The organism is Pseudomonas sp. GW821-FHT11D10 (assembly GCF_058808435.1).
On sequence record NZ_JBXARR010000014.1, the window covers coordinates 1 to 21,807 of the forward strand.

The window sequence follows — 21,807 nt, forward strand, 5'->3', positions numbered from 1 at the left end:
ATCTCTCGTTAGCGGGAGGCGAATTCTACAGCGTTACACGCTGCTGTCAACACCTCTTTTTCTCCGCTTTCGACCGAGAAGATCGAACCGTTGAAAGCACCGAACAAGCCGGCATCCCCAACTCCTTCCAGGCTTCGATGAACTGAAGCAACTCGCTTTCGAAACCTACTTAACTCATTGAATCTCAAAGAGTTTTCCGTTTCGACTGCGCCGGAAGTGGGGCGAATTATAGAGACTCAGAATCTGCCGTCAACCCTTAATTTCGCTTTTCCTGAAAAACCTGCTTTTTACCCATCAAACGCGGGATCCGGCGGGTCAAGGGAGGAATACGCAGCGCCAAAAGGAAAACACCTATAAAGGCATAGATCGCCCACTCCTTAAGATCAGCACGGACAATCCACAGCATATGCAGCAATCCCAGCCCCAGAATCACATATACAAGCCGGTGCAACTTCTTCCAGCGGGTACCTAAACAGCGCTGACTGTATCGATTGGAGGTAATCGCCAATGCCAGCAACCCCAGAAAACCAAGAGCACCCACAATGATGTAGGGACGCTTGCGCAGCTCGACACCCAGTTGCGACCAGTCGAAACCGAGAATGAACGCCATATAGCTGCAAAGATGCAGAACCACATAGGCAAAACACCAGAGCCCCAACTGACGACGCACAGCAATCCACCCGGCCCACCCCGTAAGTTTCTGCAGCGGGGTCATACTCAGGGTGATCAGCAGCAATACCAATGTCCCAAGCCCCAGCCGATCAACCAGAACCTTCCCCGGATCCGGTCCAAGCAGATCCGCAAAAGCCTGATAGAACCACAACAGCGGCCAGATCGCCGCAGCCAGGAAAACACCTATGCGCCAGATCGGATATCGCATCAGTAGTTCTTCCGCAGATCGAGCCCTGTATATAAAGAAGCGACCTCATCCGCGTAGCCGTTGAACATCTGCGTATCACGCACATTCGGCTTGAACAGACTGTTTGGCAGTCGCCGCTCCCGAGCCTGAGTCCAACGTGGATGGTCGACCGTAGGGTTCACATTCGCGTAGAACCCGTACTCATCCGCCGCGATGCTTTGCCAGGTTGTCTTCGGCTGCTCGCTGACCAGACTGATCCGCACGATGGATTTGACGCTCTTGAAGCCGTACTTCCAGGGCACCACCAGACGCAACGGCGCACCGTTCTGATTTGGCAATTCGCGGCCATACATACCCACCGCCAGAATCGCCAAGGGATTCATCGCCTCATCCAGACGCAAGCCTTCTAAATAGGGCCAGTCGATCAGGGCAAATCCCGAACGCTGTCCGGGCATGCTCTTCGGATCCTGCAAGGTTTCGAAGCGAATGTATTTGGCATTCGAAGTAGGTTCTACCTGCTTCAACAGTGCCGAAATGGGAAAACCGATCCAGGGAATCACCATCGACCACGCCTCGACACAACGAAGGCGATAAATACGCTCTTCCAGCTGGTAAGGCTTCATGAAATCTTCCAGAGCATAACGCCCCGGTTTACCCACCTCCCCGTCCACGACAACACTCCACGGTTCGGTTTTCAACGAGCCGGCATTGGCCGCCGGGTCACCCTTGTCGGTACCGAACTCATAGAAGTTGTTGTAATGGGTCGCGTCTTTGAAAGGTGTGATCGCCTCATCCTTGACGTTCACCGCGCCCCATTTGACAGAGGGCAATTTCTCGGCAAACCAGGCGGGCGCTTTTCCGGCCTCGACATCGGCATAGCGGGCAGCCTCTTCGGCACCGGCCCAGCGCGGCAAAGTGCTCACGGCCAGGCCGGCCGCGGTCGCTCCGAGCAATTGTCGGCGAGAAAGATAAATGGATTCAGGCGTGACGTCCGACTCATGGCAGTCGGACGCTTTGGGGACTTTGATCAGCATGGCAACTCCGCAGCTTTGGAGGACAGATGCACCATAGACTGCGGAGTATGAGGGAAATTACATCACTCGGCGTGTTTGTGACGACGAAGATGCAACAGATACTGCACCGGGCCCGAAGCGGCATAGGCGAGGAACACCAGCAGCAAAATGCGAGGCGGATCGCTGAACACCACGGCAAAGACCAGCACCACGGCAAGGATCGCCACGAAAGGCACGCGCCCCTTCAGATCCAGCTCCTTGAAGCTGTTGTACTTGATGTTGCTGACCATCAGCATGCCGGCGGCCGCTACCATCAACGCAACCAGGAATGACATCTTGGAACCCTGGATCCCGTAATCGCTGAACGCCCAGACAATCCCCGCAACCACACCGGCAGCAGCCGGGCTGGCCAGGCCGATGAAGTAGCGCTTGTCGGCGGTACCCACCTGAGTGTTGAAGCGCGCCAGACGCAACGCTGCACCCGCCACATAGATGAAGGCAACCATCCAGCCGACCTTGCCCATGTCACCCAGCGCCCAGCCGAATGCCAGTAATGCCGGCGCGACACCAAAGGCAACCATGTCCGACAGCGAGTCGTACTCGGCACCGAAGGCACTTTGGGTATTGGTCATGCGCGCTACGCGACCATCGAGGCCGTCGAGCACCATGGCGACGAAAATCGCGATGGCAGCAAAGGCGAAGTACTTGCTCGCATTCGCGGCATCCCCGGCGCTCAACGCAGCCTGGGCACTCATCGAATTGATGATGGAATAGAACCCTGCGAACAGGTTCGCAGTGGTGAACAGATTCGGCAGAAGATAGATACCACGATGCCGGACTTTACGGCCTTCTGCATCATGCCCTTCTTCGATGTGCTCATCGATGGGCAGCAGGCTTTCGGCGTCGGAAGCCTGGTTCGGCTCTTCGGGGCGTTCGCTCATGGACATTACCTTGCAACGGATTGGACATTTTCGACAGGTGTCTGGGACGACGGTTCGGCCACAAACGATGCAGCTTTATACCAGAACCGCCCGCCCATACGAAAAAACGCGGCCGAGGCCGCGTTTTTTCATACAAGGTTCGACGACTTAGTTTTTGGCTTTGTCGACGATCTTGTTGGCACCGATCCACGGCATCATGGAGCGCAGTTGCTCGCCGATGATTTCGATACCGTGAGCGGCGTTGTTACGACGCTTGGCGGTCATCGAAGGGTAGCCGGTTGCGCCTTCGCTGATGAACATTTTGGCGTATTCGCCGTCCTGAATACGTTTCAGGGCGTTGCGCATGGCCTGACGGGATTCGGCGTTGATCACTTCAGGACCCGTCACGTACTCGCCGTATTCAGCGTTGTTGGAGATCGAGTAGTTCATGTTGGCGATACCGCCTTCGTACATGAGGTCAACGATCAGTTTCAGTTCGTGCAGGCACTCGAAGTAGGCCATTTCCGGCGCGTAGCCAGCTTCAACCAGGGTTTCGAAACCGGCTTTTACCAGCTCGACGGTACCGCCGCACAGAACGGCTTGTTCGCCGAACAGGTCGGTTTCGGTCTCGTCCTTGAAGGTGGTTTCGATGATGCCGGTACGACCGCCACCCACGCCGGCGGCGTAGGACAGTGCAACGTTCTTGGCGTTGCCCGAGGCGTCCTGGTAGATCGCGATCAGGTCAGGGATACCGCCGCCTTTCACGAACTCGGAACGTACGGTGTGGCCCGGGGCTTTCGGCGCGATCATGATCACGTCGAGGTCGGCACGCGGAACAACCTGGTTGTAGTGGATCGCGAAGCCGTGGGAGAAGGCCAGGGTGGCGCCTTTCTTGATGTTCGGCTCGATTTCGTTCTTGTACAGCTGGGACTGGAACTCGTCCGGGGTCAGGATCATGACCAGGTCGGCACCGGCAACAGCGGCAGCCACGTCGGTCACTTTCAGGCCGTGGGCTTCAGCCTTGGCAACGGTAGCCGAACCTTTACGCAGACCGACGGTAACGTCGACACCGGAATCTTTCAGGTTGCACGCCTGGGCGTGGCCCTGGGAGCCGTAACCGATGATGGCAACTTTCTTGCCCTGGATGATCGACAGGTCGCAGTCTTTATCGTAGAAAACTTTCATGAATTTCCCCTTTATATCCAGGCCGTTCAGGCCATTCGCTAATTTGGTTTAGATGCTGAGTACTTTGTCGCCGCGGGCAATACCGGTGACGCCGCTGCGGACGGTCTCCAGGATCGATGCGGTGCCGATGGACTGAATGAAGCTGTCGAGCTTGTCGCTGGTACCGGTCAGTTGAACGGTATACACGCTGGCGCTGACGTCGACGATCTGTCCACGGTAAATATCGGTGGTGCGTTTGATCTCGGCGCGCTGGGCGCCAGTGGCCTTGACCTTGACCAGCATCAGTTCGCGCTCGATGTGAGCGCTTTCCGACAGGTCCACCAGCTTGACCACTTCGATCAGCTTGTTCAGGTTTTTGGTGATCTGCTCGATGACTTCATCGTGGCCGACTGTGGTCAGCGTCAGACGCGACAGGGTCGGGTCTTCGGTTGGCGCCACGGTCAGGCTTTCGATGTTGTAGTTGCGCTGCGAGAACAGGCCGACTACGCGAGACAAAGCACCGGGTTCGTTTTCCAGAAGCAAGGAAATAATGTGCCGCATGATTAGGTACGCTCCGTCTTGCTCAGCCACATATCGCGCATGGAGCCGTCTTTGATCTGCATCGGATAGACGTGCTCGCTGGTGTCGACCGAAATGTCGATCACGACCAGGCGATCCTTCAGGGCGAACGCTTCTTCCATCTTCGACTTCAAATCTTTCGATTCGGTGATGCGCACGCCGACGTGACCATAGGCCTCGGCCAGCTTGACGAAGTCAGGCAACGATTCCATGTAGGAGTGTGAGTGACGGCTGCCGTAACTCATGTCCTGCCACTGACGAACCATGCCCAGAACACCGTTGTTCAGGATGACGATCTTGACCGGCAAACCGTATTGCAGGCAGGTCGACAGTTCCTGAATGTTCATCTGGATACTGCCTTCACCGGTGACGCACGCAACATCGGTGTCGGGGAAGCTCAAAGCGATACCCATCGCGGCCGGCAGACCAAAGCCCATCGTGCCCAGGCCACCGGAGTTGATCCAGCGGTTCGGCTTGTTGAACTTGTAGTACTGCGCAGCAAACATCTGGTGCTGGCCCACGTCGGAGGTCACAAAGGCGTCGCCTTTGGTCACTTCGCACAGGGTTTCGATCACGGTCTGTGGCTTGATCTTGCTGCCGTCGCCCTTGTCGTAAGGGAACAGGCCGCGATCACCGCGCCATTCATCAACCTGCTTCCACCAGCTGGCAACGGCTTCCTTGTTCGGGGTTTCGCCGATTTCCTTGAGGATCGCGACCATTTCAGTCAGGACGCTCTCCACCGGACCAACGATTGGCACGTCGGCCTTGATGGTCTTGGAAATCGAAGCCGGGTCGATGTCGATGTGAATGATCTTGGCGTTCGGGCAGAACTTCGGTGCGCCGTTGATCACACGATCGTCGAAACGCGCACCGACTGCCAGGATTACGTCGGCATGGTGCATCGCCAGGTTCGCGGTGTAGCTGCCGTGCATGCCGAGCATGCCGATGAACTGACGGTCAGTGCCAGGGTAGCCACCCAGGCCCATCAAGGTATTGGTAACCGGCAGGTTGAGCATTTGCGCCAGTTCGGTCAGCGGCGCGGAGCCGTTGCCGAGGATCACGCCACCGCCGGAGTACAGCACGGGACGCTTGGCCGCCAGGAGCATTTCTGCCGCCTTACGGATTTGCCCGGAGTGACCGCGAACGGCCGGGCTGTAGGAACGCAGTTTGGCTTTCTTCGGGAAGATGTATTCGAACTTCTCGGCCGGGTTGGTCATGTCTTTCGGGATATCGACCACGACCGGGCCCGGACGACCGGATTGCGCCAGGTAGAAGGCCTTCTTCATGACTTCCGGGATTTCCGAAGCGTGCTTGATCATGAAGCTGTGCTTCACGATCGGCCGGGAGATACCGATCATGTCGGTTTCCTGGAACGCGTCGGTGCCGACCATGGTGCTTGGCACCTGACCGGAAATGATCACCATTGGAATCGAGTCCATATAGGCGGTGGCGATACCGGTGATGGCGTTTGTGGCGCCTGGACCGGAAGTCACCAATACCACGCCGGCTTTACCGGTGGCACGGGCGTAGCCGTCAGCCATATGGGTAGCCGCTTGTTCGTGACGAACCAGGATGTGGGTCACTTCCGGTTCTTTGAACAGGGCATCGTAAACATGAAGGAGAGCACCACCCGGGTACCCGTAGATATATTTGACGCCTTCGTCACGCAAAAAGCGGACGAGCATCTCACCGCCAGATAAAAGCTCCACGTTGTTCACCTCTAAAACGCCAGAATACCGTCCACAAAAAAGCGAACGGGTCTTAATAGGTTTACTTCTCGGCAGAGCATGAGCGACGGTGGTCGCCGACTACGTCAGCACTGACTGAGCAAGTATTGGGATCGTCCCAAGTGTTGCGGGCCTTTCCCACCCAGCGCGAGGTAACGCGTTGCGGGTGTAACAGGTCGACGCGGATATGCGCCTCATGATCTGCCGAGAGGGTCTGCTTCTGGCAGTCCCTGTACAGCGGACTTTGGATTCTTCTGTTTCGCCCTCTCCAAGTCAAGCCGTCAATGTGCTTAATTGTGGGTAAGCACATGAGAACGCAAGAAAAAACCTGGAAACCGCTACTCTGTTAGCTTCAATTGCGCAGTTTTGCCAAGGAATCAGCATGCGAACGCTTCTCTTAACTCTGCTGATCGGCGCCAGCCCATGGTGTATGGCCGGTCAGATCTACAAATGGGTCGATGCCCAGGGCGTCACCCATTTCGATCAACAGCCACCACAAGGGCAGACATCCACCGCCGTGAAGACGCCCTCCTCTACCGCACCAATACCTGCCGCATTACCTGGCAGCGGCGCGCTGGGCGACCAGAAAGCCATCGATGACAAGGTCAAGAAGCAAGTGGCCGAGCAACAGAATCAGCTCAAGGCATTTTGCGAACAGGCGCGCACGAATCTCGCGCAACTGCAGAACAATCCGCGTTTGAGGGAGGAAGTAGAGGGAGAATTGCGGCGGCTGAGCGACGACCAGCGCCAGCAACGTACTGCGGAGGCACAAAAACAGATTGCGGAAAACTGCCAGTAACCACTGGCAGTTTCCGGTTCAGCGCGAAGCGGTGATCAGCAGGTCGAACTCTTTGAGCAATACCTGAAGCTGCCGATCCTTGCCCTGCAGATTGCGCTGGGCAAAAACCATCTCGGCCATTTCCTGAATGCCCGAGGCATTGGGCAATGGCAGATCCTGTTCGAGGATCATCTTCATCCGCGGCAGGAAGATCCATTGCAGCCATTGCTCGAAATCGAGGGTGTCGACCGAAAACGGCTCGACACTGCTCAGGGCTTCGACCGAGGGCTGGACGTCATCCCACCAGCCCTGGGCACGCAGTTCACGCTCGATCAACAGCAATTGATCGGCGACCTTGGAGAAACGACTGTCCATCACAGCGAAACCTTGGCCTTCTGACGGGCCAGAGTGGCGCCGGCGGAATCACCTTGCTTCTCACGCGCCTGAGCGATCAATTCCCACAGACTGGCCTGCAAGTCCGGACGACCATTGGCCATGGTCAGTGCACGACGAGCGGTCTGCTCGGCTTGCGGCGCATCGCCCTGGGCCATGCGCACCTGCGCCAGGCGGTAAAGTACTTGCGGCTCGCGCGGTGCTACACGCTGGGCGCGCTCCAGGCTGGAAGACGCACCGTTGAGGTCGCCACCGGCCTGCTGTTGCTGCGCAGTGCTCAACAGTGCGAGAACCGGGCCGTCCAGTTGTTCATCGGCAGACAGACCGCCGCCGCTGCTGGCCGAAGGAATGCCGCTCGGCGTCGAAGGCATGCTGTAGCTGCCGGAGCTGATCGGCGCCGACTCGACTGGCGAAGGGTTATACGGCCCCGGCGTGATGCCGCCAGACGCCGGGCCCGGAACGATCGGCGAAGTGCTGATTGGTGCCGAAGCCGCTGCGCCGCCCGGCACCATCACCACCACACCGGTATCGCCTTGCGGGATCGCCTGAGTCTGGGCCTGTGCAGGACGTTTCACCGTCGTTTGACGGAAACCGCCATTGGCCGAAATGCGCTCGCTGTTGGACACGGCGGTGCCGGAGTCCACAACCGGAATCGAACCACGCTGTACGGTGGAGCAGCCGCTGAGCAAAGCCACGGCGGTCACCGCTGGAATCAACCACTTGTTCACTTGAAACCCTCTTTGCTTAATTCATCCAGCCCTTGACCCAATCCATCACCGACTCGCCCGAGGCGGGGCTTTCGCCCGCGCAGGAGGCGCCGGGTGGCGGTTCGCTGCCGCGAATATACGGCATCTGCACGGCGCCCGGACAGTTGGCATCGGAGCCCTGGCCGGTACGCGAATCGACCCAGGCCTGCACCACGTTATCCGGCTGCGGCATGTCCAGCGGCAGCGGGTCGGCCTTGCGCATGAAGCTGGTCCAGACCTGCAACGCACCGGTGGCCCCGGTGAACGGCGTCTTGCCGTTGTCGTCACGGCCGAGCCAGACCACCGCCAGCAGATCCTGACTGAAACCGGCGAACCAGCTGTCGCGCGAATCGTTACTGGTGCCGGTCTTGCCCGCCAGTGTCAGGGTTCTTGGCAACACGTTATAAACCGAACTGCCGGTGCCTTCACGCATGACCCGCTGCATGGCGTTCTGGATCAGGTAGATCGAGGCTGGATCGAAACGCTGCTCGATCTGGAACGGATAGCGCTTGAGCGGCTCGCCGTCGGCAGTCAGCACGCTGCGGATCCCGCGCATAGGCGTATTGAAGCCACCGTTGGCCAGGGTCTGGTACATGGTCGCGACTTCGATCGGGGTCATGCCGCCAGCGCCGAGCAACATCGACGGGAACGCCGGAAACTCGCGGGTCACGCCCAGTCGCGCGAGCGTCTTGAGGACATTCGGAACCCCAACCGCCAGACCGAGACGCGAGGTCGACAGGTTGTAGGAATGCGCCAGCCCCTGATAAAGGAACACTGTGCCGTGGGAGCGACGGTCATAGTTCTGCGGTTTCCAGACCTGGCCGTCTGCGCCTTTGATCGAAAGCGGGTCGTCCGACAGCCAACTGGTCAGCGTGTACTGGCTCGGTTTCTCCAGCGCCGTCAGATAAACCGCCGGCTTGATCAGCGAGCCGATCGGCCGCACCGCGTCCAGTGCGCGGTTGAATCCGGCGAAACTCGCCTGACGGCTGCCGATCATGGCCTGGACTTCACCGGTTTCCGGGTTGGTCACGACCATCGCCGCTTCCACGTCGTCGGACCCCTTGCGACCCGACAGGCGCTTGAAGGTGTCGTTGACCGACGCTTCGGCTTTCATCTGCAGGATCGGATCGAAACTGGTGAAAATCCGCAGGCCTTCTTCGGTCAAGTCTTCGTCGCGATAGTCTTCACGCAACTGGCGTTTGACCAGATCGATGAAGCCCGGGAAAGAACTGTCGGCCAGCTTGCCCCGCGTGGTCACGCCCAGTGGCATTTTCTTCGCGGCGGCCACTTGTTCGGCGGTAGCAACGCCCTGCTGCTCAAGCACGTCGAGCACCAGATTGCGTCGTTCCAGCGCCCGCTCCGGGTTGCGACGCGGGTTGTAATAGGACGGACCTTTGACCATGCCGACCAACAGCGCGACCTGGTGCAGCTTCAGCTCGGACAAAGGCTGAGCAAAGAAGAACTGGCTGGCCAGACCGAAACCGTGCACCGCACGCTGGCCGTCCTGACCGACAAAGACTTCGTTGAGGTACGCCTCAAGGATTTCCTTTTTGTCGTAATGCAGCTCGAGCAGCATCGCCATCATCGCTTCGGTGAGCTTGCGGGTCAGGCTGCGTTCGTTGGTCAGGTAGAAGTTCTTCACCAGTTGCTGGGTCAGCGTACTGCCGCCCTGGGTCATCTTGCCGCCCGAGGTGTTGACCCAGACTGCGCGGGCAATCGATTTCGGCGACACGCCCCAGTGGCTGTAGAAATCCCGGTCTTCAACGGCGACCAGGGTTTCCAGCAGATACGGCGGCACCTGATCGAGCTTGATCAGAATCCGGTCTTCAAGGTTTTTCGGGTAGATACCGCCGATCATCAGCGGTTCCAGGCGTACCACGGAGAGTTTCGAACCGTTGGTCGCCGAGAGTTCGGCCACGTAATCGCCGGAGAAACGCACGCGCACCGGTTGCGGTTTCTCGAGGCCTTCATAGAACTGGAAGCCTCGGGTATTCAGATCGACCGTGTTGCCATTGACCGCCGCCGCGCCGGGACCGTTGCTCACGGCTTCGCGGCGATAGCCCAGGGCATCGAGTTCGGTGAGGAAATCGTCCTTGCTCAGCTTTTGTCCGACGAACAGCTCGAGCGGGCGCGCGTACACCTTGGCCGGGATGGTCCAGCGCTTGCCGGAGAACTTCTCCTGCACCACGGCATCGAGGTAAACGGCGAAGCCGGCCAGCACCACAAGGCCGACCAGACTGAGTTTAAGGGCCCAGCCCAACCATGGGCGCAGGCCCCGGGAAGCTGGTTTTTTAGGGGTACGGGGGGATCGAGTACGAGTCATGGCGGCGGATTATACGCACTTTATTCATACTCAACAGGAGCGCTCCGAGGTTTGCGTCGGGCTGGCGAGCGGCCATAATGAGCGCCTTGAATTTCCCCCAGTCTCTGAAGGATCGTCCGTGAGCCAGTCCCTGATCGCTGCCCTGCAAAACCCGACCCTCTACCCGCATCCCGTCGAAGGGTTCCAGGTCATCGAAACCCATATCTCGTGGGTACTGCTCACCGGTCCCTACGCCTATAAAGTGAAGAAGCCGGTGAATTTCGGCTTCCTTGATTTTACCGGCCTCGATTCCCGTGAACACTTCTGCGGCGAAGAGCTGCGTCTGAACCAGCGCCTGACCGAAGATTTGTATCTGGAAGTGATTCCAGTGACCGGCAGCGCCGAAGCCCCGCAACTGGGCGGTGAAGGCCCGGCCATCGAATACCTGCTGAAAATGCGCCAGTTCCCGCAGACCGGCCTGCTCAGCACCCTGCAAGCCAACGGCGAGCTGACCACCGCACACGTCGACGCGATGGCCGAGCAGATCGCCCGCTTCCACCTCAACGCGCCGAAAGTCCCGGCGGAACACGATGCCGGCACGCCTGAAAGCGTAATGGCGCCGGTGCGCCAGAACTTCGAACAGATCTTGCCGTTCCTCAGCGACAAGAACGACCTGCTTCAACTCGATGCCCTGCAAGCGTGGGCCGAAAGCAGCTTCGATCGCCTGAAGCCGCTGTTTGCCCAACGCAAGGCCGACGGCTTCACTCGCGAATGTCACGGTGACATTCACCTGGGCAACGCCACGCTGATCGACGGCAAAGTCGTGATCTTCGACTGCATCGAATTCAACGAGCCATTCCGCTTCACCGACGTCTGGGCCGATACCGGCTTCCTGGCGATGGACCTGGAAGATCGTGGCCTGAAATCCCTGGCCCGTCGCTTCATCAGCCAGTACCTGGAGCTGACCGGCGACTATAAAGGCCTGGAAGTGCTGAACTTCTACAAGGCTTACCGCGCATTGGTACGTGCGAAGGTTGCACTGTTCAGCATGCCGGCCGATGCCACTCCGGTGCAGCGCGCGACCACCCTGCGCCAGTACCGCAACTACGCCAACCTGGCTGAAAGCTACAGCACCATTCCTTCGCGCTTCATGGCGATTACCCACGGCGTGTCCGCTGTAGGCAAAAGCCATGTAGCGATGCGTCTGGTCGAAGCGCTGGGCGCGATCCGCCTGCGTTCCGATGTCGAGCGCAAACGTCTGTTCGGCGAGCAAACCGTTGCCAATGATGTTCAGGCCGGGATCTACAGCGCCGATGCCAGCACCGCGACTTATGCTCGTCTGCATGAAATCGCCGAAGTGATCCTGCACGCCGGTTTCCCGGTGGTGATCGACGCCACTTACCTCAAGCGCGAACAACGCGACAACGCCGCCAAGGTCGCCGAAGCCACCGGCGCGCCATTCCTGATCCTCGACTGCAATGCTCCGCAGGCCGTGATCGAGAGCTGGCTGGCGATTCGTCAGGCGGACAAGAAGGATCCGTCCGACGCGACCCTCGCCGTGATCGAAGCACAACAGGCCAACCGCGAAGCCCTGACGCCGGAAGAAATTCTGCGCAGCAAACGCGTGCAGACCAATGAATCCGGTACCCTGGATACCGTCGTGGCGCAGATCCGCCAGCGCCTGCCAGGTCTGTAAGAAACTATTTCGGCCGTGAAGCCCTCGCTCGCTTCACGGCCGTCAAATAGTGGCACTATACTGGCGTCATAAAACCAACAGGTGATTTGACATGAGCCAGCCGAAACTTCTCGACACCCCGCTTTATGCCTTGCTGCACAAAGACGACATCACAGGCTTCAACAATGAACGCCCGAAAGACGGCCCGATCGACATGGTTGGCGGTGACTTTCGCGGTCTCGACCTGCGTGAACTGAACGCCGATGGCGTGGATTTCCGGGACGCCTACTTCCGTTCCGCCGACCTGCGCGGCATCGACTTTCGCAATGCTTCGCTGGAAGGCGCGAGCCTGGCGCATGCGCAGATCTCCGGGGCCTACTTCCCGCCGGAGCTGAGTGCCGACGAAATCCTGATGTCGATGAATTTCGGTACACGCCTGCGTTATCGCACTCGCTGAGTCTCGGAACACCCAACTCGTCCAGCGCCCCCGCTTTGCGCTGGACTGCGTGCTATTGGTAATTCTCCCTCGCCCTCCCCATCCTGACTCATCAGCGGAAACTGACGTTTCTTAGAAGCGTTTGCGTTGAATCCGACCAAACAACCACGCTTTTCCTACTGATGGCTACACTCCTGAGAAGCTCGCCCACGCACCATTCGGCCGTCGCAAGGAGGCTTGATGAATGATGAACTGCAACACCTGAAGAATCTTGGCAAGACGTCGGCGCAATGGCTGCATGCCGTGGGTATCCATAGCGCCTCCGACTTGCGTCGCCTCGGCGCGGTGGATGCCTACCGGGCCGTGCGCACTCGCGGGTTTCGGGCGTCGAAGGTGTTGTTGTATGCGATCGAAGGGGCGCTGATGGATGTGCACTGGAACGACATTCCCGCCGAACGCAAGGATGCGCTGAACAAGCAGCTGGAAGCCATTTCCTCTCGCCACAAGAACTAACGGGTACCGACCGCCATGTACCTGCTCGGGGAACAATCGGCCCAGGCCGATGCATTGATCAACCACTTGCAGAGCTTGCCTGCGCAATGGCTTGAAGGCCTGCCGCCGTACGGGCCGGCCCTGGAACTGGAAGCCACGGATGATCTGTTGCCACGTTTGCCGGACGACCAATTGTTCTTGCTGACGCAGGGTGTCATCACCGGCCGACTGGGTGGCCGTGGCCTGTTCTATTGGCATGAGGGAGATTTGATCGGCCTGCAACAGGGTCCGGAATGGGCGGATTGCACGCTGTACTCAGACAACCCGCTGACATTACTGCCCTATCGCCGAAGCGATTTGTTTCAACATGTGTATGGCGAAGCATCGCGCTCTGAGCAGTTTCTGCGCTTCCTGCTCGGGCAAATGGCGCTGCTGGCCCACGCCGTTGCCGAGTTCAAGCCGCGCGAGTTTCGCAGCACCAACGGTTTCAAGCGGGTTGAAGCCGGGGACGTTCTGATCCGCCAGGGCGATGTCGCCGACCATGTGTTCGTGATTATCGAAGGACACGCCGAAGCGTTTGTTAACGGGCACAAGGTAGGCGACGTGCCCAAGGATGAAATATTCGGCGCAATGGCGGTGTTCACTGGCGAGCCGCGCAACGCGACGGTCATTGCGCGAGAAGCGAGCACCGTGATGCTGATTCCCGGCGATCAGTTTCTGAGCATGACCCGCACCAATCCGAAAATCGCCCACAGCCTGATCGAAAGCATGGCGCGGCGTATCGACCAGCTCAACAAGCAGCTCACAGGATTTAACAGTCAGACCTGACGCCCGTATTCACGGGGCGTTTACGCCATTGCCGGGACAAAACAAAAGAAATGAAAAAACAGCAGTTGACTTGGTAATGAGAATCGCTATGATTATCACAACTGGTCGCGAGATCAGTCGATATTCTGAAAAGCCCTTGGTTCGGACTCTCAGATTATCTCCTCATCAGGCTAATCACGGTTATTTGACCCGGTTTTTACCGGGTCTTTTTTTGCCTGTGGAAAAGTCATTTCTTGCCGAACTGCTTACGCATTTCGGCGCAGTAATCCGGTTTCGGCTTGGCCGCTGTGAACCAGACATAATCAGCCATCGCCGCCGTAATCCGACTGCCCTGCTCCGCCAGCATCAGCACCGTCGGCGCTTCCGGCGCGCCCAGATCCAGCACATGCAGCGGCACACCCACATCCTTGCGCGCGTGATAAGCACCCGCCAACAATAATGCCGGCGCGGGCGCCGCCAACAAACGCGAGGCCATGCGCCGATCCCGTTGTCGTTGAACGGCCAGCATCGCCGGCATTTGTGATGACGGCAGCAGGCCGCAGTGAGAATCGCCGATCTGCTCCAACAGCGTCTCTTTCACAGATTTGGCGTTGCTGCGCTCACCGCTCAGAACCGGAGGATCGCGATAGAACGCGCGAATTTCGATGTTATCGAGGTTGGCCGCCAGCAACGGCCAGGATTGCGCGAGGGCGAACCGAACTATCGGCCCGTAGAGATTCCAGTCCCAACCATCCTGCCAGGCCAATGCAGCAGGAAGATCAGCCGGTGGCGTTGCGGCATGGCGCACATCATCGACGCGCGACTGTTGATCGGGCGTCAGCATTTCCAACAAGAGACTGCCTTGGGGTCGCGTTTCTTCGAGGTTCTGCAACAACCACAATTGAAGGGCATGGTGATCGGCGTTGTCATGCTGTTCGCCAATGATCAGCCGCGATGGCTTGCTCAGTTGCGTCAGTAATTGCTGCGCCGTCAGACTTTCGCCGCTGCGCAAATCACGGATCTCGCCCACGACCGGCGGCGCCGCAACATGCTGGCAACCTGCAAGCCACAACACCGCCAACAGCAAAATCCCGCGCATACCCTCACCTCGATGACAAAATCAGCGGGCGATGATCAGCGGATGCCCGCGCTCCGGATGCGGTTGCACCAGCACTTCAAGACCGAACACTGCCTTCAGCGATTCCGGACGCAATACCTGCTGCGGTGTATCCAGCGCCACCGGGCGCCCGCCCTCCAGCAGCAGGATGCGATCACAATAGCGCGCCGCTAGATTCAGATCATGCAGGATCACCAACACCGCCGCGCCACGATCGGCAAATTCGCGTACCGCTTGCAGCGTCGTGTGTTGATGCAACGGATCGAGCATCGAGGTCGGCTCATCAAGCAGCAACGTCTGCCCCGCCTGCCCCGGCCAGAGTTGCGCCAGCACCCGCGCCAGATGCACCCGCTGACGCTCACCGCCGGACAGCGCCAGATAACTGCGACCACTCAGGTGCCCGGCATCGGCCGCCAATAACGCGGCAGCGACGATCTCGTCATCGCGCACCCGCCCGCTCTGATGAGGCAGACGCCCCATGCCGACCACTTCTTCAACACGAAAGGCGAAATCCAGGGTCGACACCTGTGGCAACACCGCCAGCCGCTGGGCGCGCTGAGTACCGCTCCAATGACTCAAGGCCTCACCGTCCAGCAGCACTTCCCCCTCGTGCGCGCTCAACTCACCGCACAACGCACCGAGCAAGGTACTTTTGCCGGCGCCATTCGGCCCCAGCACGCCAAGCACCTCGCCTGGTTCGAGTTGCAGGCTGACATCGGCCAGAACGGACTTGCGGCCACGGCGGATGTGCAGATTGTGCGCACGCAACATCAGGCACGCCCTCGCAGCAACAGATAAAGGAAGAACGGCGCACCGATGAACGCGGTGACGATGCCGATCGGCAGTTCCGCCGGCGCCAGCGCCAGCCGCGCCACCAGATCCGCCAGCAGCAACAGACTCGCCCCGGCCAGCACCGATGCCGGCAGCAACACCCGATGATCCGGCCCCGCGAGCAAGCGCACCAGATGCGGCACCACCAACCCGACAAACCCGATCATGCCTGCCGCCGCCACCGCCGCGCCCACGCCCAGCGCCGTACAGAACACCAATTCGCGCTTGAGCCGCTCGACATCGATCCCCAGATGCCCGGCTTCCGATTCGCCAAGCAGCAACGCATTGAGCGCCCTCGCCCGACGTGGAAGCCAAAGCGCAACACCGACGGTGATGATCAGCAGCGGCCACAACCGCGCATAGCTCGCGCCGTTGAGGCTGCCCAGGTTCCAGAACGTCAACGTGCGCAATGTCGCGTCATCGGCCAGATAGGTGAAAAGCCCCACCGCCGAACTGGCCAGCGCCGTCAGGGCGATACCCGCCAGCAGCATGGTCGCAACATTCGTCTGCCCGTTGCGGCGACCAAGTCGATAAACCAGCGCCGTCACACCCAAACCACCAAGAAACGCGCAAACCGACAGCAGATAAGGCCCGAACCACTCCGGCAATCCGCCAAAAAACGAGCCACCGACAATCGCCACCGCCGCGCCCAACGCCGCGCCGCTCGAGACGCCGACTAACCCCGGATCGGCCAACGGATTGCGAAACAGCCCCTGCATCGCCACCCCGGACAGCGCCAGCACACCGCCGACTGCCAGCCCGAGCAACGTACGCGGCAGACGAATCTGCCCGAGAATCAGTTCAGCCTGTTCCAGCCCGTCCGGCGCCAGCGGCACACCGATCATGCGCAGCGCAGCGCGCAAGGTATCGAACAACGGCAGGCTGACCGGCCCCAGCGCCAGCGACAACCAGATCGCCAGCAGACACAGCAGGATCAGGCCGATAAACAAGCCACGGGGTTTGACCAGCGTGGTCATTGGCCGCTCTGGGCCGGGTAGAAACCGTCAGACAGGGTTTTCAGCGCTGCCGGTAAACGCGGCCCGAGTCCGCCCACCAGCAGCGTCGGGTCCAGCTCCAGCACCCGTCCGGTCTTGGCCGCACGGCTGGAATTGAGGATCGGGTTTTCCTTGAACAGCGCCGCTTTCGCCGCTTCGCCGGTCAGCGCACGGTCAGCGAACACCAGCACTTCAGGATCGAGACTGGCCAGGGATTCCACGGAAAACGGCTTGTAACCGGTGTGGGTCGCAAGGTTATGCCCGCCCGCCTGTTGCAGCAGCCAGTCGGCGGCGGTGTCCTTGCCGGCGATCAGTGGCTTCCCGCCGGCATGTCCGAGCAGCAACAGCACACCAGGCGCTTTCTGCTGGGTCTGAGCTTCAACAACACGCGCCTTTTGCGCGTCGAGTTGCTGTTGATAACTTTGCAGCAATTGCGCGGCCTGGCTTTCGGCGCCCAGCAACTGCCCCAGATGGGTGACGTTTTTTTCCAGTGTCGGCAGATCCGGCTGAGCCGAGAACAACTCCACCTGCACCTTGGCACTGCGAACCTGCGAGATCACTGGCGGCGGGCCCATTTCCTCGGTGCCGATGAGGATGTCCGGGCGCAGGCTGAGAATGCCTTCAGCCGACAGGCTGCGCTGATAGCCGATGCTTGGCAGCGACTTGAGGGATTGCGGATGCTGGCTGGTGGTGTCGACGCCCACCAGTTTGGCCTCGCCACCCAGCGCACTCACCCACTCCGACAACGCGCCGCCAGCGCTGACCCAACGTTGCGGCAACTCGGCCGCTGCAGCCTGGTGGCTGACCAAAAGTCCGACACACAGCACGGCAACGCGGGTACTCAGGCGCATAGACAGCTTCCTTGAAAGGTTTTCCCGGGCATCGGAACGGCAGGCCAAGTATCCTCGGCAGCGGTCACCTCGCCACGGGCGAAGGCGGCCATTTGATAATTGTTTGCATTTGAACGTCAAGCTCGGACATATCCAGACACGAGCCGACATTTGAGGATAGCCATGAAGTTTCTTTGCGCGGGCGCCGATCTGGTTGAGGGCGGCAGTCGCGGTTTCGATATCGACGGGAAAAAACTGTTTGCCGTGCGCCGCGCGGGGCAGGCTTACGTCTATCTCAATCGCTGCCCGCATCGGGGCGTTGGCCTGGAATGGCAGCCCGACCAGTTTCTCGACCCGAGCAACAGCCTGATCCAGTGCGCCACCCACGGTGCACTGTTTCTGATTGAGGACGGCGAATGCGTCGCTGGCCCCTGCGCCGGGCAATCGCTGACGGCCATCCCTTGCCGTGAAGACGCGCAAGGGCTGTGGATCGATGTTTAACCGTTGAGCAGCACGTCCAGTCGCCGGTCGATCACCATCTCTTCATGGCTCAAACGCACGCCGTACGCCAGGACTTCGACCCCGCACGCCACCGCCTCACGCAGCGCGGCGGCGTAGGCCGAGTCGATTTCCTCGGCAGGACGCACCGCTTCGATGCCGGTGAGATTGACGCAGTACAACTGCACCGCGCGAATCCCGTCCCGGGCCAGATGCGCCAGCTCACGCAAATGCTTGGCGCCGCGCTCTGTCACCGCATCGGGAAACGCCGCGACTGCCGTGCCGTCGAAACCGAGGGTGACGCTTTTCACTTCCACATAGGCCGGGCCCGTCGGATAGTCGAGGCGAAAATCGATCCGGCTCTTTTCCTGTCCGTACGCCACTTCGCGCTTGAGCCCGGTAAATCCGTTCAGTTCACTGATGACGCCGGCCAGCAAGGCTTCTTCGACCAGTGCGTTGGCGCGTCCGGTGTTCACGCAAAACAGCCGGCCCTGCGGGGTTTCACCGATTTCCCAAGTGCCGGGCAGCTTGCGCTTCGGGTCATTGGAGCGGCTGAACCAGACCTGCCCGCCCTCGACCTGGCAATTGAGCATCGAGCCGGTGTTCGGGCAATGAATGGTCAGCAACTCGCCGCCAACGGTTTCGATATCGGCGAGAAAACGCTTGTAACGGCGGATCAACCGGCCTTCTTCGAGAGGAGGATGAAAGCGCATCAGCCTTGCCAGCTCTTCAAGCCACGGGCAATGCGTTCCACCGCTTCCTGTAAGCGAGGGAGGTTTTGCGTGTAGGCAAAGCGCACATGATGACCGGCTTGATAGCGACCGAAATCCAGCCCCGGAGTAAAGGCTACATGTTCGGTTTCGAGGAAATGCCGGCAGAACGCGAAGGCATCGCCGCCGAACTGGCTGATATCGGCATACAAATAGAACGCGCCTTCTGGTTCAACAGCGATGTTAAAGCCCAGTTCACGCAATGCCGGCAGCAGGAAGTCGCGACGGCGGCCGAACTCGGCGCGGCGCTCTTCGAGAATCGCAATGGTATCCGGCTCGAAACAGGCCAGCGCCGCATGCTGGGCCATGCTTGGCGCACTGATGTAGAGGTTCTGCGCGAGTTTTTCCAGCTCACTGACCGCGGCATCCGGCGCCACCAGCCAGCCGAGGCGCCATCCGGTCATGCCGAAATATTTGGAGAAACTGTTGAGGACAAATGCGCTGTCATCGACTTCCAGCACACTGGCTGCGTCGGTGCCGTAAGTCAGGCCGTGATAGATCTCGTCCACCACCAGATGCCCGTGACGCGCCTTGATGGCTGTGGATAAACCGGCCAGCTCATCGCGGGTCAGAATCGTACCGGTCGGGTTGGCTGGCGAAGCGACCAGCGCACCGACGCTGTCGTGATCCCAGTGGCGCGCCACCAGGTCCGGCGTCAGTTGATAGCGAACGTCCGGGCCGACCGGCACAAGCTGCGCCGCGCCTTCGACCAAGCGCAGAAAGTGCCGGTTGCAAGGATAGCCGGGGTCGGCCAGCAGCCAGTGCTTGCCCGGATCCACCAGCAACGCACTGGCCAGCAGCAACGCGCCGGAACCGCCCGGCGTGATGAGAATCCGCCGAGGATCGATGTTCAGGCCGTAGCGCGTTTGATAGAAGCCGGAAATCGCCTCGCGCAGCTCGGGAATGCCACGGGCCGCGGTGTAGCGGGTCTTCCCCGCTGTCAGGGCTTGCTGGCCCGCGCGGATGATCGGCTCGGCGGTGGTGAAGTCCGGTTCGCCGATTTCCAGGTGGATCACGTCGTGGCCGGCGGCCTGCAATTCATTGGCCCGCGCCAGCAACGCCATCACATGGAACGGTTCGATCGCACGACTGCGCGCACTGTAGGGCTGAGCCATTGGCCTTCCTTCAACGAGGGATAAGAAACGATTCTACCCATCTGCCGGAACGAGCGAGAACCCGCAACGGTCACAGCCTCAAGAACACTGGACTGTAACGACCCGGGCGTACGCTCCAGGATTGACTAAAATCAGTGATTGAGCAGGTCTGCAACATTGCCGGACATGGCTTGGCAAACATTCGCAAGCCCCACCGGCCGCGCGCTCGACATCCGGGAGTAGCGCGGGCCGAATTGATCTGGTAAGTTCGCCCGCTTGCAGCCGCAGGGCCGGCAGGTGTCGGTGATGGAGCAATCCTGCGCAATGGATTACAAGAGTAGAGGCGGTCCATTTCATGCCCACCCAAGCAAAGCAACAGGCAAGTCAGACACTCAGCGGTTTCGAACCCTACGTCCCGAAAGCGGGCGAAGAGTACATGGGCGCTCCAATGCGCGCGCACTTCACCAAGATCCTGACCAAGTGGAAACTGGACTTGATGCAGGAAGTCGACCGCACTGTTGATCACATGAAAGACGAAGCGGCCAACTTTCCTGATCCGGCCGACCGTGCCAGCCAGGAAGAAGAGTTCGCCCTCGAGCTGCGCGCCCGCGACCGCGAGCGCAAACTGATCAAGAAGATCGACAAGACCCTGCAACTGATCGAAGACGAAGAGTACGGCTGGTGCGACTCTTGCGGCATCGAGATCGGCGTCAAGCGCCTTGAAGCCCGCCCGACTGCCGACATGTGCGTCGACTGCAAGAACCTGGCGGAAATCAAGGAAAAGCAGGTCGGCAAATAATCCCGGCCTGAACGAAAAACGGAGCGTGCGAACGCTCCGTTTTTGTTTCTGCTGTTTTTTGACTCTCAAGTAACATCGCCCTCATGACTGCCAACACCTCCCCCGCCTACATTGGCCGCTTTGCCCCGACCCCCAGTGGACACCTGCACTTTGGCTCGCTGGTAGCGGCGCTCGCTTCTTATCTGGATGCCCGCTCGGTGAATGGCCGCTGGCTGGTGCGCATGGAAGATCTCGATCCGCCCCGCGAAGAACCGGGCGCGCAAGCGGCGATTCTCAAGGCGCTGGAAAGCTACGGTTTCGAATGGGACGGCGAGATGGTTCGCCAGAGCGATCGGCATGAAGCCTACGCGCAAGTGCTCGACAGCCTGTTCAATCACGGCTTGGCGTACGCCTGCACCTGCTCGCGCAAACAACTGGAGCCGTATCACGGCATTTATCCGGGACTGTGCCGCAACGCCGGCCATGGCCAGGAAGACGCGGCGATTCGCCTGCGCGTGCCAGAGCTCGAATACCATTTCATCGACCGGGTGCAGGGCGAATACCGCCAGCATCTGGGCCGTGAAGTGGGAGATTTCGTCATCCGCCGCCGCGACGGTCTCTACGCCTACCAACTGGCGGTGGTGCTGGACGATGCCTGGCAGGGCATCACCGACATCGTGCGCGGTGCCGATCTGCTCGACTCAACGCCGCGCCAGCTCTACCTGCAGGAATTGCTGGGCCTGCGCCAACCGCGCTATCTGCATTTGCCACTGATTACCCAGCCGGACGGCAACAAGCTCGGCAAGTCCTATCGCTCGCCACCGCTGGAAGCCGATCAGGCCACGCCATTGTTGCTGCGGGCCCTGCGCGCACTGGGGCAAAACCCGGGGCCCGAACTGGCCCACGCCTCGCCGCAGGAACTGTTGAACTGGGGCAGCGCCCACTGGGATGCCTTGAAAATCCCGCGCACACTGACCCTGCCCGAAGCGCAACTGCTGTGACG

23 protein-coding genes are annotated in these 21,807 nt (G+C 59.9%); 8 read left to right on the forward strand and 15 right to left on the reverse strand.

The annotated features are described in order from the left end of the window. Window positions 1-256: 256 nt before the first annotated feature. The 6 genes from msrQ to AC1RT4_RS28445 form a co-directional block, all read right to left on the reverse strand. Window positions 257-880, reverse strand: a complete 624-nt coding sequence (msrQ, locus tag AC1RT4_RS28420) for a protein-methionine-sulfoxide reductase heme-binding subunit MsrQ (protein WP_493089439.1) — start codon at window positions 878-880, stop codon at window positions 257-259. Continuing rightward, complete coding sequence (gene msrP / locus AC1RT4_RS28425; protein WP_493089441.1) at window positions 880-1,893, reverse strand: protein-methionine-sulfoxide reductase catalytic subunit MsrP; 1,014 nt, start codon at window positions 1,891-1,893, stop codon at window positions 880-882. Before msrP ends, msrQ begins: the two co-directional genes overlap by 1 nt. Before the next feature lie 62 nt (window positions 1,894-1,955). Next, entirely contained in the window at window positions 1,956-2,813 is an 858-nt protein-coding gene (gene pssA / locus AC1RT4_RS28430; protein ID WP_039771608.1) for a CDP-diacylglycerol--serine O-phosphatidyltransferase, read from the reverse strand. A gap of 147 nt (window positions 2,814-2,960) precedes the next feature. Next, the gene (gene ilvC / locus AC1RT4_RS28435) at window positions 2,961-3,977 is read right to left on the reverse strand and encodes a ketol-acid reductoisomerase (protein ID WP_007959661.1); all 1,017 of its coding nucleotides are present in this window, start codon (window positions 3,975-3,977) and stop codon (window positions 2,961-2,963) included. 48 nt (window positions 3,978-4,025) lie between these two features. Then, a complete protein-coding gene (gene ilvN, locus AC1RT4_RS28440) occupies window positions 4,026-4,517 on the reverse strand; it encodes an acetolactate synthase small subunit (RefSeq protein ID WP_003176102.1) in 492 nt (163 codons plus the stop codon). A gap of 2 nt (window positions 4,518-4,519) precedes the next feature. Beyond that, on the reverse strand, window positions 4,520-6,244 hold the full coding sequence (locus AC1RT4_RS28445; RefSeq protein WP_007959659.1) for an acetolactate synthase 3 large subunit: 1,725 nt from the start codon (window positions 6,242-6,244) through the stop codon (window positions 4,520-4,522). 400 nt (window positions 6,245-6,644) lie between these two features. Between AC1RT4_RS28445 and AC1RT4_RS28450 the strand changes: the two genes are divergently transcribed. After that, on the forward strand, window positions 6,645-7,061 hold the full coding sequence (locus AC1RT4_RS28450; protein ID WP_493089444.1) for a DUF4124 domain-containing protein: 417 nt from the start codon (window positions 6,645-6,647) through the stop codon (window positions 7,059-7,061). Between the two features lie 18 nt (window positions 7,062-7,079). Here the strand turns inward: AC1RT4_RS28450 and AC1RT4_RS28455 are convergent, their stop codons facing one another. The 3 genes from AC1RT4_RS28455 to mrcB are packed head-to-tail and all read right to left on the reverse strand — an operon-like array spanning window position 7,080 to window position 10,502. After that, on the reverse strand, window positions 7,080-7,415 hold the full coding sequence (locus tag AC1RT4_RS28455; protein WP_064599443.1) for a YqcC family protein: 336 nt from the start codon (window positions 7,413-7,415) through the stop codon (window positions 7,080-7,082). Continuing rightward, window positions 7,415-8,161: a tetratricopeptide repeat protein gene (locus tag AC1RT4_RS28460; RefSeq protein ID WP_493089446.1), complete on the reverse strand. Its 747-nt coding sequence runs from the start codon at window positions 8,159-8,161 to the stop codon at window positions 7,415-7,417. Before AC1RT4_RS28460 ends, AC1RT4_RS28455 begins: the two co-directional genes overlap by 1 nt. Before the next feature lie 16 nt (window positions 8,162-8,177). Next, entirely contained in the window at window positions 8,178-10,502 is a 2,325-nt protein-coding gene (gene mrcB, locus AC1RT4_RS28465) for a penicillin-binding protein 1B (RefSeq protein ID WP_273897814.1), read from the reverse strand. A 118-nt stretch (window positions 10,503-10,620) separates the two neighbouring features. Between mrcB and AC1RT4_RS28470 the strand changes: the two genes are divergently transcribed. From AC1RT4_RS28470 to AC1RT4_RS28485, 4 genes are all read left to right on the forward strand, one after another. Continuing rightward, a complete protein-coding gene (locus tag AC1RT4_RS28470) occupies window positions 10,621-12,177 on the forward strand; it encodes a bifunctional aminoglycoside phosphotransferase/ATP-binding protein (protein ID WP_493089448.1) in 1,557 nt (518 codons plus the stop codon). Between the two features lie 91 nt (window positions 12,178-12,268). Further along, complete coding sequence (locus tag AC1RT4_RS28475) at window positions 12,269-12,613, forward strand: pentapeptide repeat-containing protein (RefSeq protein WP_007959639.1); 345 nt, start codon at window positions 12,269-12,271, stop codon at window positions 12,611-12,613. Between the two features lie 219 nt (window positions 12,614-12,832). Beyond that, window positions 12,833-13,105, forward strand: coding sequence for a TfoX/Sxy family protein (locus AC1RT4_RS28480; RefSeq protein ID WP_003228231.1), 273 nt, complete (start codon window positions 12,833-12,835; stop codon window positions 13,103-13,105). 15 nt (window positions 13,106-13,120) lie between these two features. Then, on the forward strand, window positions 13,121-13,912 hold the full coding sequence (locus AC1RT4_RS28485; RefSeq protein WP_493089450.1) for a Crp/Fnr family transcriptional regulator: 792 nt from the start codon (window positions 13,121-13,123) through the stop codon (window positions 13,910-13,912). 226 nt (window positions 13,913-14,138) lie between these two features. On the opposite strand, the gene AC1RT4_RS28490 is transcribed toward AC1RT4_RS28485, so the two are convergent. Genes AC1RT4_RS28490 through AC1RT4_RS28505 form a run of 4 tightly spaced genes read right to left on the reverse strand, consistent with a single transcriptional unit; the run spans window position 14,139 to window position 17,685 of the window. Then, complete coding sequence (locus tag AC1RT4_RS28490; protein WP_493089452.1) at window positions 14,139-14,990, reverse strand: ChaN family lipoprotein; 852 nt, start codon at window positions 14,988-14,990, stop codon at window positions 14,139-14,141. Window positions 14,991-15,011: 21 nt separating this feature from the next. After that, window positions 15,012-15,779 (reverse strand): heme ABC transporter ATP-binding protein, encoded by a 768-nt coding sequence (locus AC1RT4_RS28495; RefSeq protein ID WP_493089454.1) that lies wholly within the window; start codon window positions 15,777-15,779, stop codon window positions 15,012-15,014. Further along, window positions 15,779-16,762 carry a FecCD family ABC transporter permease gene (locus AC1RT4_RS28500; protein ID WP_493089493.1) on the reverse strand — a complete coding sequence of 328 codons (984 nt, stop codon included), beginning with the start codon at window positions 16,760-16,762 and terminating at the stop codon, window positions 15,779-15,781. Before AC1RT4_RS28500 ends, AC1RT4_RS28495 begins: the two co-directional genes overlap by 1 nt. Before the next feature lie 50 nt (window positions 16,763-16,812). Next, window positions 16,813-17,685 carry a heme/hemin ABC transporter substrate-binding protein gene (locus AC1RT4_RS28505; RefSeq protein ID WP_493089456.1) on the reverse strand — a complete coding sequence of 291 codons (873 nt, stop codon included), beginning with the start codon at window positions 17,683-17,685 and terminating at the stop codon, window positions 16,813-16,815. Between the two features lie 162 nt (window positions 17,686-17,847). Here AC1RT4_RS28505 and AC1RT4_RS28510 point away from each other — a divergent pair, with 162 nt between their 5' ends. Beyond that, window positions 17,848-18,165, forward strand: a complete 318-nt coding sequence (locus tag AC1RT4_RS28510) for a Rieske (2Fe-2S) protein (RefSeq protein ID WP_375747891.1) — start codon at window positions 17,848-17,850, stop codon at window positions 18,163-18,165. On the opposite strand, the gene sfsA is transcribed toward AC1RT4_RS28510, so the two are convergent. Together sfsA and AC1RT4_RS28520 are read right to left on the reverse strand one after the other, a co-directional pair. Then, on the reverse strand, window positions 18,162-18,875 hold the full coding sequence (gene sfsA / locus AC1RT4_RS28515) for a DNA/RNA nuclease SfsA (protein WP_493089459.1): 714 nt from the start codon (window positions 18,873-18,875) through the stop codon (window positions 18,162-18,164). The genes AC1RT4_RS28510 and sfsA overlap by 4 nt on opposite strands. Next, window positions 18,875-20,047, reverse strand: a complete 1,173-nt coding sequence (locus AC1RT4_RS28520; RefSeq protein WP_197870637.1) for a pyridoxal phosphate-dependent aminotransferase — start codon at window positions 20,045-20,047, stop codon at window positions 18,875-18,877. Before AC1RT4_RS28520 ends, sfsA begins: the two co-directional genes overlap by 1 nt. 334 nt (window positions 20,048-20,381) lie before the next feature. Between AC1RT4_RS28520 and dksA the strand changes: the two genes are divergently transcribed. Continuing rightward, entirely contained in the window at window positions 20,382-20,825 is a 444-nt protein-coding gene (gene dksA, locus AC1RT4_RS28525) for an RNA polymerase-binding protein DksA (protein WP_007959616.1), read from the forward strand. Window positions 20,826-20,908: 83 nt separating this feature from the next. Then, window positions 20,909-21,805, forward strand: a complete 897-nt coding sequence (gene gluQRS, locus AC1RT4_RS28530) for a tRNA glutamyl-Q(34) synthetase GluQRS (RefSeq protein WP_493089462.1) — start codon at window positions 20,909-20,911, stop codon at window positions 21,803-21,805. The last annotated feature ends 2 nt before the right edge of the window (window positions 21,806-21,807 follow it).

Coding starts and splice junctions, on each gene's coding strand:
- msrQ (WP_493089439.1), bottom strand. CDS start 880: ATGCGATATCCGATCTGGCGCATAGGTGTTTTCCTGGCTGCGGCGATC.
- msrP (WP_493089441.1), bottom strand. CDS start 1,893: ATGCTGATCAAAGTCCCCAAAGCGTCCGACTGCCATGAGTCGGACGTC.
- pssA (WP_039771608.1), bottom strand. CDS start 2,813: ATGAGCGAACGCCCCGAAGAGCCGAACCAGGCTTCCGACGCCGAAAGC.
- ilvC (WP_007959661.1), bottom strand. CDS start 3,977: ATGAAAGTTTTCTACGATAAAGACTGCGACCTGTCGATCATCCAGGGC.
- ilvN (WP_003176102.1), bottom strand. CDS start 4,517: ATGCGGCACATTATTTCCTTGCTTCTGGAAAACGAACCCGGTGCTTTG.
- AC1RT4_RS28450 (WP_493089444.1), top strand. CDS start 6,645: ATGCGAACGCTTCTCTTAACTCTGCTGATCGGCGCCAGCCCATGGTGT.
- AC1RT4_RS28455 (WP_064599443.1), bottom strand. CDS start 7,415: ATGGACAGTCGTTTCTCCAAGGTCGCCGATCAATTGCTGTTGATCGAG.
- mrcB (WP_273897814.1), bottom strand. CDS start 10,502: ATGACTCGTACTCGATCCCCCCGTACCCCTAAAAAACCAGCTTCCCGG.
- AC1RT4_RS28475 (WP_007959639.1), top strand. CDS start 12,269: ATGAGCCAGCCGAAACTTCTCGACACCCCGCTTTATGCCTTGCTGCAC.
- AC1RT4_RS28480 (WP_003228231.1), top strand. CDS start 12,833: ATGAATGATGAACTGCAACACCTGAAGAATCTTGGCAAGACGTCGGCG.
- AC1RT4_RS28485 (WP_493089450.1), top strand. CDS start 13,121: ATGTACCTGCTCGGGGAACAATCGGCCCAGGCCGATGCATTGATCAAC.
- AC1RT4_RS28490 (WP_493089452.1), bottom strand. CDS start 14,990: ATGCGCGGGATTTTGCTGTTGGCGGTGTTGTGGCTTGCAGGTTGCCAG.
- AC1RT4_RS28495 (WP_493089454.1), bottom strand. CDS start 15,779: ATGTTGCGTGCGCACAATCTGCACATCCGCCGTGGCCGCAAGTCCGTT.
- AC1RT4_RS28505 (WP_493089456.1), bottom strand. CDS start 17,685: ATGCGCCTGAGTACCCGCGTTGCCGTGCTGTGTGTCGGACTTTTGGTC.
- AC1RT4_RS28510 (WP_375747891.1), top strand. CDS start 17,848: ATGAAGTTTCTTTGCGCGGGCGCCGATCTGGTTGAGGGCGGCAGTCGC.
- sfsA (WP_493089459.1), bottom strand. CDS start 18,875: ATGCGCTTTCATCCTCCTCTCGAAGAAGGCCGGTTGATCCGCCGTTAC.
- AC1RT4_RS28520 (WP_197870637.1), bottom strand. CDS start 20,047: ATGGCTCAGCCCTACAGTGCGCGCAGTCGTGCGATCGAACCGTTCCAT.
- dksA (WP_007959616.1), top strand. CDS start 20,382: ATGCCCACCCAAGCAAAGCAACAGGCAAGTCAGACACTCAGCGGTTTC.
- gluQRS (WP_493089462.1), top strand. CDS start 20,909: ATGACTGCCAACACCTCCCCCGCCTACATTGGCCGCTTTGCCCCGACC.